This is a genomic window from Rhizobium anhuiense bv. trifolii (assembly GCF_024346605.1).
Taxonomy (GTDB): Bacteria; Pseudomonadota; Alphaproteobacteria; order Rhizobiales; family Rhizobiaceae; genus Rhizobium; species Rhizobium anhuiense.
This window is the reverse complement of sequence record NZ_CP098803.1, coordinates 1,768,701-1,781,422: the sequence shown is the minus strand read 5'-3', so window position 1 is coordinate 1,781,422 and position 12,722 is coordinate 1,768,701. Positions and strand designations below refer to the sequence as shown.

Genomic DNA, 12,722 nt, shown 5'->3' with positions numbered 1-12,722 from the left:
GGGCGACCTGCATTGAAACCCTACATCTTCGAAATCACGTCCTCCTCGCCGTCACGATCGGCGGCGAGCTGGGCTGCCTGGGCCATGATCGCCGGGATGATGCCGGAGATCTCGTCGACGACGAGCGGCTGAACCCGGTGGGCGGTGTGCAGGAAGCCCTCTTCGGTCATATGGCGCATCAGTTCCATCATCGGATCCCAGAAACCGTTGATGTTGGCGAAGACCATCGGCTTCTCGTGGCGGCCGAGCTGCGCCCAGGTCATGATCTCGACGATCTCCTCCAGCGTCCCGATGCCGCCGGGCAAAGCGACGAAAGCATCGGAGCGCTCGAACATGGTGTGTTTGCGCGCATGCATGTCAGGGGTTACAATGAGTTCGTTGAGCTGACCGAGCGAGTGGCGAGTCGCTTCCATATCGATCAGGAATTCGGGAATGATGCCCGTCACCTGACCGCCGCCTGAAAGAACACCGCTCGCAACCGCGCCCATGATGCCTTTGGTACCCCCGCCATAGACGAGGCGCAGGCCGTATTCGGCGATCTCTCTTCCGAGAGCACGCCCGGCCGCCATGTGGGAAGGATCGCGTCCCGGCCTTGAGCCGCAGTAAACGCAGATGGATCGAATCGATACAGATTGTTCGGTCATAGAGGCAAACAACTATTCCATTTCAATGCAGTCAAGAAAATTGACTGAAAAGCAGCATGCCTAGCTTGCCTAATTGCTTTGAATGCTTGTGAAAAGCAACGGGAATCGCTAGCAATTTTGGTTACTACGGCAAATTGCCGCCTTGGGAGACATAATGATGAAGAACCGTGCCGGCTTGCTGGCTCTTGCAGTCCTCGTAATCGCAATCCTATTGATGGTGTTTTTCGTCATGCCGCGCATCGGCGGCGATGCAACCAAGGTCGGCGACGCCATCAACCAGGCAAGCACGGAGCTCAAGAACACGGTCAACGAGGCGGCAAAGACATCACGCTCCACCATCGCCGACACGGCTGCGGTCGCCGATAAGGTGGGTCGTCTTTCGGCCGATGCCGGCGTGTCGCTCAGCGAGCTCAAGGCGCTGTTCGCCGATGGCAAAGGCCCCGCCATCGATGCCTTCACCGCCGCCAAGACCAAGGCCGTCAATGCATTGACGGCACTTGCCGATTTTGCCATCCCCGAGGGTCTCGATCCCGCGACCCAGACCCTTGCCGCCAAGGCCAAGGACGGCGGCGCAAAGGCGCTCGCCATCGTTCAGTCGCTGCCAGAGAACATCGCCGATGCGTCTGCCGCGATCGCCAGGGCCGAGGCCGCGCTGACCGGTGCGCCCGAGCCCGCCCCAACTGCGAATAATGCGGCGGCGAATACCGGACCGAAGCTTCCGGCTTTCGACGTCTTGCGCGTCGAACCCGACGGCTCGACGGTGATTGCCGGCTCCGCCGAACCGAACGGCAAACTCGAGGTGCTCGACGGCGAAAAGGTGGTGACGACGGCCAATGTCGATGCGAGCGGCGATTTTGCCGCCGTCCTCGACGATCCGCTTCCAGCCGGCGACCACCAGCTCGTGCTCAAATTCACGGACAAGGACGGCAAGAGCACGCTTTCCGAAGAGGTCGCGACCATATCCGTGCCGAAGGACGGCAATGGCGCCAATCTGCTCGCCATGGTCTCCAAACCCGGCGCGGCGAGCCGGATCATCACCGCGCCGAAGGCCGGAACCGAAGTCGCCGATGCCTCCAATCCGGCGGCGCCGCCTGCGGACAAGCCGGCGGGCGAAACCGCGGCTGCGCCGACCGGCGACCTGGCGCTGCAGACGCCTGGTGTCACCGACACCTCCGGCGGCACGGATACGGCACCGGCCACTCCCGGCACGGCCGCACCTGACAAGACGACTGCGCCCGATGTGATGGTCAATGCCGTCGAGATCGAGGGCAACAAGATCTTCATTGCCGGCACGACGCGCTCCAATGCCAAGGTCATCGGCTATGCAGACGACAACCTCATCGGCCAGGACACGGCCGGCACCGACGGTCATTTCGTCATCGACGGCGTGGTGGCGCTTTCGGTCGGCGACCACAAAATCCGCGTCGATGTCGTCGACCCCACAGGGAAAGTGATCGTGCGCGCGGCGGTGAATTTCAATCGCCCGGCCGGCGATCAGGTGAGGGTCGCGGCGCAATCGGTCCCGGCCGATGCGAGTGGCGCCTCTTCGATGGTGCCGCTCGACGAAGGCGAGCTCGGCAAGCTCAAGGCCGAGGCCGGCAAGGCGTTCGGGCTGCTGAAGGGGCTGTTTGCCGACGGCAAGCTGCCTGGCGCCGAACAGCTTGCGGCGGCGCGCTCGGCAACGGAATTCGCGTTGCGCTCCGTCGCCGACTTCCGCCCGGCGGCCGATGCCCCGGACGCCTTCAAACAAGCCTCCGGCTCTTCGTCGCAGGTCGCCGGCAATGCGCTGAAGCTGCTGCAAAGCCTGCCCGGGGATGCGAAGTCCGTCGGCGCCGCACTCGACAGGCTGGGCGGCATGATTGCCGAACTCACCGCTGCACCCGCTCCGGCGGCACCCACTGCAAACGATATCGGCAGCAATGAGCCGAAGACGATCGAACAGGCGCCGCTGACGGCAAACAACGCGGCGGTCATCATTCGCCGCGGCGACACGCTGTGGCAGATCTCACGCCGCACCTACGGCCTCGGCGTGCGTTACACGACGATCTACATCGCCAACGAAGACAAGATCATCAATCCCGATCGCATCCGCCCCGGCCAGATCTTCGGCCTGCCGAAAGATGTGTTGCCGAATGCCGAAGAGCTGCACCGCAAGCGTCTTTCCGGTCAGCGGCTCTAAGCTCCAACAACAACATGACGAGGCCGGGCGGGATAACCCGCCCGGCTTCTCTTTTCCTGAAGCCCGCACGTGTTGTATTCGTCCGCGCGGCACCCTATCTGGCGGCTGCGGGTTGTGGGAAACGCCTTCAGGCACATTCCGATTCCGCGCTTTGCCGGCATCGAAGCGCCGCTACGACGGTACATTTCGTCCGGGCTGGAGATAAGCATGGCAAACGGCAAGACAGTCTCGGAATCCAATCTGCTGCGCACACTTCTCAACCTCTGGCCCTATATGTGGCCGGCCGGCCGAAGCGACCTCAAGATGCGCGTCGTCTGGGCCTCGGTCTACCTGCTGATCTCCAAATTCGTATTGCTGCTGGTTCCCTATTTCTTCAAGTGGTCGACCGATGCGCTGAACGGCAGGATGGATCTTGCCGGCTCCGTGCCGCCGCTCTTTGCCGGCGCCATCGCCCTTGTCATCGCCTACAACATCACCCGGCTGATCCAGCTCGGCCTCAACCAGCTGCGCGACGCGCTCTTTGCCAGCGTCGGGCAACATGCGGTGCGCCAACTCGCCTACAGGACCTTCGTGCACATGCACGAACTGTCGCTGCGCTTCCATCTCGAGCGCAAGACCGGCGGGCTTTCGCGCATCATCGAGCGCGGCACCAAGGGCATCGAGACGATCGTACGCTTCACGATCCTCAATTCGGTCCCGACCGTCATCGAATTCCTGCTGACGGCGGTGATCTTCTGGTGGGGTTACGGTTTCTCCTATCTCGCCGTCACCGCCTTCACCGTCTGGGCCTATATCTGGTTCACGATCCGCGCATCCGACTGGCGCATCGCCATCCGCCGGTCGATGAACGACAGCGATACCGACGCCAACACCAAGGCGATCGACTCCCTCCTCAATTTCGAGACCGTCAAATATTTCGGCAATGAGGAAATGGAGGCAAAGCGCTTCGACAAATCGATGGAACGCTACGAAAAGGCGGCGACCGATGTCTGGACCTCGCTCGGCTGGCTGAACTTCGGCCAGGGCGTCATCTTCGGCATCGGCACGACCATCATGCTGGTGCTGTCGGCACTGGCGGTGCAGCGCGGCGAGCAGACGGTCGGCGATTTCGTCTTCGTCAATTCGATGCTGCTGCAGCTTTCCGTGCCGCTCAACTTCATCGGCTTCGTCTACCGCGAAATTCGCCAGGGGCTGACCGACATCGAGCAGATGTTCGACCTGCTCGAGGTGAAGTCCGAGGTCAAAGACGCACCCGATGCGAGCGAGCTCAGGATCGGCCAGGGCGCAATCTCTTTCAAGGACGTGCACTTCGCCTACGACCCGGCCCGTCCGATCCTGAAGGGCATTTCCTTCGAGGTGCCGGCCGGCAAGACGGTCGCCGTCGTCGGTCCGTCGGGTGCCGGCAAATCGACGCTGTCACGGCTGCTCTATCGTTTCTACGATATTCAGAGCGGCGCGATCACCGTCGACGGCCAGGATATCCGCACGGTGACGCAGAAGAGCCTGCGCTCTCATATCGGCATGGTGCCGCAGGATACGGTGCTCTTCAACGACACGGTCGCCTACAACATCCGCTATGGCCGCACATCGGCCAGCGACGGCGAGGTCTTTGCGGCGGCCGAGGTGGCGCAGATCGCGCATTTCATCGAAACGCTGCCCGAGGGGTTCGAAACCAAGGTCGGCGAGCGTGGGCTCAAACTTTCCGGCGGCGAGAAGCAGCGGGTGGCAATCGCCCGCACCATCCTCAAGGCGCCGCCGATCCTGATCCTCGACGAGGCGACGTCGGCGCTCGACACGACGACGGAGCGGGAGATCCAGACGGCGCTCGACGTGGTCTCGAAGAACCGCACGACGCTTGTTATCGCCCACCGTCTTTCGACGGTCATCAGCGCCGATGAAATCATCGTGCTCAAAAGCGGCGAGATCGCCGAGCGCGGCACACATGCCGCCCTCCTCGAAAGGAACGGCCTCTATGCCTCGATGTGGAACCGCCAGCGCGAGGCGACACAGGCGGAGGAACATCTGAAGCAAGTGCGCGAAAGCGACGACATGGGCGTGATCACGCGGCTTGCTCCGGCAAGCTGAACCTGGAAACCGGCGCCGGCCGGCTTTTGTTGTTCAGAACCCCGGCATGGGAACCGGGGCCAGGGCCACAGCATTGCCCCGGAGACGGTTTTTCGCTAACCAGCAAAAAACGACAACGCAAGGAGACCGGCAGCATGAGCCTGTTCAACACGGTTCGCAACACGATCGTCCCCGTGCACAAGGAGGGTTATCCCTTCGTTGCCGCCTTCTTCGTCGCATCGCTGGTCTTGGGCTGGATCTTCAAGCCGCTCTTCTGGATCGGCATGATCTTCACGCTGTGGTGCGCCTATTTCTTCCGCGATCCGGAGCGCGTGACCCCGCAGGACGACGATCTGGTGATCTCTCCTGCCGACGGCAAGGTCTCGGCGATCCAGATGGTGACGCCGCCGGCCGAGCTCGACCTCGGCTCCGAGCCGATGCTGCGCATCTCGGTCTTCATGAACGTCTTCAATTGCCATGTGAACCGGGCGCCAATGCGGGGGCGGATCGTCAGCATCAACTACCGCCCCGGCAGCTTCGTCAACGCCGAACTCGACAAGGCGAGCGAGGACAATGAGCGCAACGGACTGGTGATCGAAACCCGCCACGGCCAGATCGGCGTCGTGCAGATTGCCGGCCTGGTGGCGCGGCGCATCCTCTGCTGGGCGAACCCGAACGAGCCGGTGGATGCCGGCGAGCGCTTCGGGCTGATCCGTTTCGGCTCGCGACTCGACGTGTTCCTGCCCGCCGGTGCGGCACCACGCGTCTCGCTCGGCCAGACGGCGGTTGCCGGCGAAACCGTGATTGCCGAATTCGCCTCCGCCAAGGGTCCTGTCATCAGCCGCCGCAGCTAAAGCGGTTCAGCTTTTCACGGAAGCGACCGCTGGGCAGCCTTGCTGGAATTGCTTTAGGAACGATTGGAACGCGATATGGAAACGCCTTTTCCGCCTTTCGAGCCCAATGGGCCGGATGATTCCGCCCGCGGCCCGCGTCTGCGCGAAATCCCGCTCCGGCTCGTCTTTCCGAACCTCATCACCATTCTGGCGATCTGCGCCGGGTTGACCGGCATCCGGCTGGCTTTCGAGAATCGTTACGAGCTCGCCGTCGCCATGGTGCTGCTCGCCGCCTTCCTCGATGGCATCGACGGGCGCGTGGCGCGGCTGATGAAGGCGACCTCGAAGTTCGGCGCGCAGATGGATTCGCTTGCCGACATCGTCAATTTCGGCGTCGCGCCCGCCCTCGTCGTCTATGTCTTCGCCCTCGACCAGGCGCGTTCGCTCGGCTGGATCGCCGCCCTGATCTATGCGATCGCCGCCGGACTTCGCCTTGCCCGCTTCAACGTCATGTCAGAACGCGAGAACAAGGCGAGCTGGCAATCGGAATATTTCGTCGGCGTGCCGGCGCCGGCCGGCGCCATGCTGGTGCTGCTGCCGGTCTATCTCGGCTTCCTCGGACTGGCAACGGACCGCACCTTCGCCTATCTCTCGTCGATCTACACGGTGCTGATCGCCTTCCTGCTGATCAGCCGGCTGCCGGTCTGGTCGGGCAAATCGGAAGGCAACCGTCTGCGGCGCGATCTCGTGCTGCCGATGATGCTCGGCGTCGTGCTCTATGTGGCGCTGCTAATGAGCTACACCTGGGAGGTAATGGTCTTTACCGTTGCCGCCTACCTCGTTTCGCTTCCCTTCGGCGCACGGAAATGGCAGCGGAAATACGGGACCCTGACGATCGAGGAACCCGGCGTCGGCGACGACGATATCGGCCGGCACATCTGATCTTCGAGCATTTCCGGATTTCTCCAAATGACGGAAATGCTTCTTTTCCTTCATTCTCAGCTATCCCCGGGAAAGCAGGCGCTTTATCCCGGTGAAAACCGTTGCGCGCTTTTCCCCAGAAAACCGCTTTCGCGCTTTTATTGGAACCGCTCCCTTCAGTAAGTATTAACCAACGTAGGCTTCAGTTAAGCCTCGCGAATTATGGTCGGCGTTTACAAATCCTGATAAGCTACGCCCCCGTTTTGTCGCTATTCGTGACCAAACATCAAACCATAAAATACCCAGGGAAGAACCACGTAAGGAGAGTATCGTGACTTCGAAGAAGAGCAGTACCGGCGAACAGCAGGCGTCCAAGCCAGACCTCGCCGCCAACTATCGCCCCGTCGGCCTGAAGGCTGTTGCCGCAGCATCGCTGATGGCAAAGCATAAGCCGACCAGCGTCAAGAAATCCGCTTGAGGCGGAAGACTTCAAATTGGGATCATGCGTGCTTTCGGGTTACATGCGTTAGGCACCGCTGACGAAGTGAATGACGAGGCGATCGCCGGAAATCTCCTAACAACGCTCTGGCGACATAAGCACAACCCGAAAAACCTGATGGCCGACGCGACGCCGCCGCTGATGTGAGACGTCGGCGCCGATAGGCCGCCGGCGGCCCTGAACATCTTAGGATATCGTTCAGAAGAAGCTGAGTTGGCCGTCTTCCGGCTTTTGCTTCTCGGGCGCCCTCAGCGGCTTTTCGATGACGACCGGCTGCTGCAGGTCCGGCCCCATATTGGCAACCTTGTTGACCTTGTCGGAGACCGGGACGGCCTCAAAAAAATCATCCTGAACGGGCTGCATCAGGTCGGCCACGTCGCGTGGTTCCTGCGTCTTGCAATCGAGCCAGCGCGAGAAATCCTCAGGTCTGATGACGACAGGCATGCGATCGTGGATCGCCGATATGCCTGAATTGGCCGATGTCGTCAGGATCGCGCCGGTATCGACCTCGGAGCCGTCGGCCGAGGACCATGTCTCCATCAGCCCGGCAAAGGCGATGACCCCGCCCTGGCGCGGCCTGATCCAGTAGGCCTGCGGCCGCTCGCCGCTTTCCTTGGACGGGCGATGCCATTCATAGAAGCCGGAGGCCGGAATGAGCACGCGGCGATGGCGCATGGCGGCGCGGAAGGAGGCTTTGCCGATCGCGGTTTCGGAGCGCGCATTGATCAGCAGCGGGAAATCCTTCGGGTCCTTGACCCAGCCCGGCGTGAGGCCCCAGCGCACGAGCACGGCGCGCCGGTCGGGCAGATTGCTGCCCTGCTCCCTGCCCTCGCCCGCGATGACGACGAGGATCGGCTGCGTCGGCGCAATATTGTAGCGCGCCGGAAAATCGTCGAGATCGAGACCGGAGAAGAAATCGCGCAGGTCGGCGCGGGAGCTTGTCAGGGAGAAACGTCCACACATCGGCGTGTTTTTGCACCCAGCTCGTGTCCGGTCAAGGCGCCTCAACCTCTCGGCGCGAAGAGGATGAGGCTGGCGCCGGCAAGGCAGATCAGCGCGCCGCCGATGTCGTAACGGTCCGGCACGCGGCTCTCAACCAGCCACAGCCAGAGCAGCGAGGCGAGGATGTAGATGCCGCCATAGGCTGCGAAGGTACGGCCGGCGGCCTCGCTCGGAACCAGCGTCAGAAGCCAGGCGAAAAGCGCCAGGGAGACCATGCCCGGCGCCAGCCACCAAGCGGGCTTTTCGAGCTTCAGCCATGCCCAGAAGGCAAAGCAGCCAGCGATCTCGAAGAGAGCGGCAAACGCAAAGATGATGTAGGTCACGGAAGCACCTTTCGAATCCCCGTCGCACTCTTCATCCGATAAGATGGGCGATCACAGCAAGAGCAGGCCCGATGACATCCACCGCCAAACCCGGCTCCGCCGCCATTCTCGAACGTGACGGACGCTTCCTTCTGGTGTTGCGACGCAACCCGCCTTCAGCCGACATGTATGCCTTTCCCGGCGGACGTGCCGAACCCGGCGAAACGCCGGAGGAAACGGCATTGCGGGAATTCCGCGAGGAAACCGGCATTTCCGCCCGCAATCCGCGGCTGTTTTCGACCTATGACCTGAAGACGCATGCGGCCGACGGCAGCATCAACAGCCATTTCCTGCTGTCGGTCTTTCGCGTCGACGCGGATCGCGACGCGGTGGCGGAAGCCGCCGACGATGCGGCCGCCCTCGGTTGGTACACGGTGGAGGAAATCCGGCGGCTGCCGGTTCCGCAGAGCGTGCTCGAATGCGCGGAGCGGCTTTCGGGCGGCGAATAGAAGTGGAAACTTTCAGGCACGCCTTGTTGCCGTCATGCTCAGCGTATCAACTACGAGCATGATTCCCGTTCGACGCGTTTTCCTGGCCCTGCTCGTGCTCGCCGGCCCCACGATGGCGCAGGGCAAGAATACGCCGCCTCCACAGGAGGAGGAAATTGCGCCGCCGCCTGCTGTAGCCGTGCCCTATGATGACAAGCTGGCGCGGCTCGCCGAAGTGCTGGGATCGGTGCATTATCTCAGAACGCTCTGCAAGGCGGCGGGCGGCGACGAGTGGCGAGACGGCATGCAGCAACTGCTCGATTCGGAGACCGGCAACGAACCGCAGCGCCGGGAAAAGCTCACAGCGGCCTTCAATCGCGGCTATCGCACCTTCGCCTCGGTCTATACGGATTGCACCCCGGCGGCCATCGTGGCAGAAGAGCGCTACCGTAACGAAGGTGCAACACTCGCCACAGAAATTACCTCGCGCTTTGGAAATTAACCTTAAATTAACCTGTTTTCGCATGCGGACGTGTCGTTTTGGGAAAAGGCTGTTAGTGTTGTTAACGGTGCAGTAAGACATGAGAAGTTCTGAGGAAAAAACAATGGAAGCAAGCCTCAACGACATCGACGACATGATCGTCCACGAAAAGATGCAGGCGGCTCTGGAGTACCAGAACGAGGCTTGGGCCGACGGCATGGCCGACGGAATCGAGCCTGAAATCATCGCTGATGCAGCCATTGCGCATGCGCTGCGCGAGACGATCAGATTGCATGGGGAAAACAGTGCCGAAGCCCTGCTGGATTCGCTGCGTGAGCGCATGCTTGCCGGCGAATTCTCCGCGAACCGCACCCTGCAATAACTACCAATCAGAGAGATTGATGCGCCCCGGTAAAGAGAAAATTTCGCGAACTCCCCTCGCGCCGGTGCTGCTTGCGTTCAGCCTCGCCGCCGGCAATGTTTTCCTCGCGCCGGCAGCCTATGCGCTTTCCGAACTGCACAAGATCCCGGGCCAGGCGGCCAACGACACTCCGCCCGCGCAGGGAAACGCTCAGGGACAGAGCCAGCCGCAAGGCGGGACCACTCCCGGTGTTCCGATGGCTGATCCGCTGGTCAACAGCCAGAACAATCAGGGTGTCGACAAGACGCCCGGCGCCCAGGATGCTTCCAAGCCCGTCGAGGTGATCTACGATATCGGCGAGGTGCCGGAGCCGGTTCGCAAAATGCGTGAGCAGATCGTCGAGGCGGCCGCCTCCGGCGATCTCGAACGGCTGCGGCCGCTGATGGGCACCGGTGCCGAACAGACGCAGGTGACGGTAGGCGAGCCGACCGACGATCCGATCGGCACGCTGAAGGATCTTTCAGGCGATCCTGACGGAGACGAGATTCTTGCCATCATGCTCGACATCGTCTCGACCGGTTTCGTGCATGTCGGCCAGGGCACAGCAGACGACATGTATGTCTGGCCCTATTTTGCCGAGAAGGATCTGAAGTCGCTGACGCCGCCGGAGCGCGTCGAGCTGCTGCGCATCGTCACCGCCGGCGATCTCTCCGACATGCAGGAGTTCGGCGGATATAATTTCTACCGCCTCGGCATCACACCTGCGGGCAAATGGAAATTCTTCACGGCGGGCGACTGACACCCCCGTCTCACTTGCGCCTTTCACATCTCGCATGGCGCTTGCGATCCACCTCATGAAGACATACCTCTGAGCGATGACCAACGCGACAGGTTCCGCCATGCCAGCCGTATTCCTGAAAGACCGCTCATTGCTTCTCGTCAGCGGTGCGGAAGCCCAATCCTTCCTGCAGAACCTGATCACCACCGATATCACCTCGCTCGGCGCCGACGAGGCGCGGCCCGGGGCACTGCTGACACCGCAGGGCAAGATCCTGTTCGACTTCATGATCTGGCAGGACGGCGACGGCTACAGGATCGAAACCGATGCCGGCCAGCGCGACGGCCTGCTGAAGCGGCTGACCATGTACAAGCTGCGCGCCGCCGTCACACTTGCGCCGAGTGCCGAAGAGGGCGTCACCGTTTCCTGGGATGAGGATGCCGACGGCAGCCAAGGCGTCCGAGACAGCCAAGGCGTCCGGGATAGCCGCTTTGCCAAGGCCGGCGTCACGCTGATCCGACGTCCCGGCAAACATGGCGACGGCCAGGAAGCGCTCTACGACGCGCTGCGCATCAGCCACGGCATCGTTACATCGGGATCGGACTTCGCCTTGCAGGACGCCTTCCCGCATGACGTGCTGATGGATTTCAACGGCGGCCTCTCCTTCCGGAAAGGCTGCTATGTCGGCCAGGAGGTCGTCTCGCGGATGCAGCACCGCGGCACCGCGCGCCGGCGCGTCGTCACGGTGTCCGCCGCAACAGCCTTGCCGGAGACCGGGACGGAGATCACCGCCGCCGGCAAGCCCGTGGGAACGCTCGGCTCCGTCGAAGGCGGCCATGGGCTTGCGATCGTGCGCATCGACCGCGCCGGCGCCGCGATGGCGGCAGGCACGCCGCTGCTCGCCGGCGAAACGCCTGTTTCCCTCGTCCTGCCGGCATGGTCCGGCCTTGTCTTTCCCACCAGCGCCGACGAGGCCAGCGCGTGACAACGGCGAAAACTCCGCGTGCCTGGCAGCGCATGCTGTCCGGGCGCAGGCTCGACCTGCTCGACCCCTCACCGCTCGACGTCGAACTCGCCGACATCGCCCATGGCCTTGCGCGCGTCGCCCGCTGGAACGGCCAGACCTCAGGCGATCATGCTTTTTCGGTGGCCCAGCACAGTCTCGTCGTCGAGGATATTTTCCGCCGCTTCAACGACGCGCGGCCGCAGGAGTGCCTGATGGCGCTGTTGCATGATGCACCCGAATATGTGATCGGCGATATGATATCGCCGTTCAAATCGGTGGTCGGCGGCGGCTACAAGACGGTGGAAAAGCGATTGGAGGCCGCCGTGCACCTGCGCTTCGGCCTGCCACCGCACCCCTCGCGCGACCTCAAGGACCGGATCAAGAAGGCCGACGCGATCGCCGCCTATTTCGAAGCGACGGTGCTTGCCGGCTTCACGCCCGCCGAGGCGCAGAAATTCTTCGGCCAGCCACGCGGCATCAGCAAGGACATGCTGATGATCGAGCCCTTGCCGGCGATCGAAGCGCAGCGGTTGTTCTGCGAGCGTTTCGCGGCGATCGACGCCGAGCGGGAGACGGTATCGTGAGCTTCATCGTCGTCTCGCCGCTGGCCCGCATTGCGGAAATGGCGGTGCGCCACAAGGCGCGCGACATGATCAGCCTGATCGCCAAGGAGCAGGCCTTTCACCGGCCGGGCGTGATCGCGGCCGATCGTCATCTGACGCTCGGTATGAACGACATCGCCTTCAAGGGCACCGGCAATCTTGTAGCGCCTGACGAGACGCATGTGCGCGGGATTATCGACTTTGCCGCCTCGTGGCGGCAGGAGACGCCGCTGCTCATCCATTGCTGGATGGGCGTGTCGCGATCGCCGGCCGCAGCCCTGATCGCCGCCCTGTCGCTGGCACCGGATCAGAGCGAGGAAACGCTTGCCCGCCGGCTGCGGGCCGCCTCGCCTTTCGCAACACCGAATACCCGGCTGGTCGAGATCGGTGACGCGCTGCTTGACCGCGGCGGCCGGTTGGTCGCGGCGGTGCGGGCGATCGGCCGCGGCGCCGATGCCGACGGCAATGCGCCCTTCGTGCTTGATATCCGGGACACCTACTGCGGTTGACGCTGCCGCTAGCCGCTCCATCTAGCCCCCGACCAAGCACAACGACAGGGCCA

General features: G+C 62.7%; 15 protein-coding genes. 12 read left to right on the top strand and 3 right to left on the bottom strand.

Annotation, left to right across the window (positions count from 1 at the left end; genetic code table 11):
- Positions 1-20: 20 nt before the first annotated feature.
- The gene (locus NE851_RS17430) at positions 21-644 is read right to left on the bottom strand and encodes an LOG family protein (RefSeq protein WP_080759971.1); all 624 of its coding nucleotides are present in this window, start codon (positions 642-644) and stop codon (positions 21-23) included.
- A gap of 154 nt (positions 645-798) precedes the next feature.
- Here NE851_RS17430 and NE851_RS17425 point away from each other — a divergent pair, with 154 nt between their 5' ends.
- The 5 genes from NE851_RS17425 to NE851_RS17405 all read left to right on the top strand — a co-directional run bounded on the left by NE851_RS17425 (position 799) and on the right by NE851_RS17405 (position 7,119).
- Positions 799-2,823: a LysM peptidoglycan-binding domain-containing protein gene (locus NE851_RS17425; RefSeq protein ID WP_097542972.1), complete on the top strand. Its 2,025-nt coding sequence runs from the start codon at positions 799-801 to the stop codon at positions 2,821-2,823.
- A 207-nt stretch (positions 2,824-3,030) separates the two neighbouring features.
- A complete protein-coding gene (locus tag NE851_RS17420; protein ID WP_047616292.1) occupies positions 3,031-4,908 on the top strand; it encodes an ABCB family ABC transporter ATP-binding protein/permease in 1,878 nt (625 codons plus the stop codon).
- Between the two features lie 134 nt (positions 4,909-5,042).
- On the top strand, positions 5,043-5,741 hold the full coding sequence (locus tag NE851_RS17415) for a phosphatidylserine decarboxylase (protein ID WP_047616290.1): 699 nt from the start codon (positions 5,043-5,045) through the stop codon (positions 5,739-5,741).
- Positions 5,742-5,816: 75 nt separating this feature from the next.
- Entirely contained in the window at positions 5,817-6,662 is an 846-nt protein-coding gene (pssA, locus tag NE851_RS17410; protein ID WP_048338675.1) for a CDP-diacylglycerol--serine O-phosphatidyltransferase, read from the top strand.
- Positions 6,663-6,972: 310 nt separating this feature from the next.
- On the top strand, positions 6,973-7,119 hold the full coding sequence (locus NE851_RS17405; RefSeq protein ID WP_164735938.1) for a hypothetical protein: 147 nt from the start codon (positions 6,973-6,975) through the stop codon (positions 7,117-7,119).
- Between the two features lie 219 nt (positions 7,120-7,338).
- On the opposite strand, the gene NE851_RS17400 is transcribed toward NE851_RS17405, so the two are convergent.
- Both NE851_RS17400 and NE851_RS17395 read right to left on the bottom strand, forming a co-directional pair.
- Complete coding sequence (locus NE851_RS17400; protein WP_047616286.1) at positions 7,339-8,103, bottom strand: SOS response-associated peptidase; 765 nt, start codon at positions 8,101-8,103, stop codon at positions 7,339-7,341.
- Between the two features lie 41 nt (positions 8,104-8,144).
- Positions 8,145-8,465: a YnfA family protein gene (locus tag NE851_RS17395; protein WP_047616284.1), complete on the bottom strand. Its 321-nt coding sequence runs from the start codon at positions 8,463-8,465 to the stop codon at positions 8,145-8,147.
- Positions 8,466-8,536: 71 nt separating this feature from the next.
- Between NE851_RS17395 and NE851_RS17390 the strand changes: the two genes are divergently transcribed.
- From NE851_RS17390 to NE851_RS17360, 7 genes are all read left to right on the top strand, one after another.
- Complete coding sequence (locus NE851_RS17390) at positions 8,537-8,953, top strand: NUDIX hydrolase (RefSeq protein WP_047616281.1); 417 nt, start codon at positions 8,537-8,539, stop codon at positions 8,951-8,953.
- Positions 8,954-8,987: 34 nt separating this feature from the next.
- On the top strand, positions 8,988-9,434 hold the full coding sequence (locus tag NE851_RS17385) for a TIGR02301 family protein (RefSeq protein ID WP_063474246.1): 447 nt from the start codon (positions 8,988-8,990) through the stop codon (positions 9,432-9,434).
- 103 nt (positions 9,435-9,537) lie between these two features.
- The gene (locus NE851_RS17380) at positions 9,538-9,795 is read left to right on the top strand and encodes a hypothetical protein (RefSeq protein ID WP_047616277.1); all 258 of its coding nucleotides are present in this window, start codon (positions 9,538-9,540) and stop codon (positions 9,793-9,795) included.
- Positions 9,796-9,814: 19 nt separating this feature from the next.
- Positions 9,815-10,573: a hypothetical protein gene (locus NE851_RS17375; protein ID WP_097623037.1), complete on the top strand. Its 759-nt coding sequence runs from the start codon at positions 9,815-9,817 to the stop codon at positions 10,571-10,573.
- Positions 10,574-10,673: 100 nt separating this feature from the next.
- Positions 10,674-11,537: a CAF17-like 4Fe-4S cluster assembly/insertion protein YgfZ gene (gene ygfZ / locus NE851_RS17370; protein WP_047616612.1), complete on the top strand. Its 864-nt coding sequence runs from the start codon at positions 10,674-10,676 to the stop codon at positions 11,535-11,537.
- Positions 11,534-12,142, top strand: coding sequence for an HD domain-containing protein (locus tag NE851_RS17365; protein ID WP_047616273.1), 609 nt, complete (start codon positions 11,534-11,536; stop codon positions 12,140-12,142). Before ygfZ ends, NE851_RS17365 begins: the two co-directional genes overlap by 4 nt.
- The gene (locus NE851_RS17360; protein WP_047616271.1) at positions 12,139-12,669 is read left to right on the top strand and encodes a tyrosine phosphatase family protein; all 531 of its coding nucleotides are present in this window, start codon (positions 12,139-12,141) and stop codon (positions 12,667-12,669) included. Before NE851_RS17365 ends, NE851_RS17360 begins: the two co-directional genes overlap by 4 nt.
- The last annotated feature ends 53 nt before the right edge of the window (positions 12,670-12,722 follow it).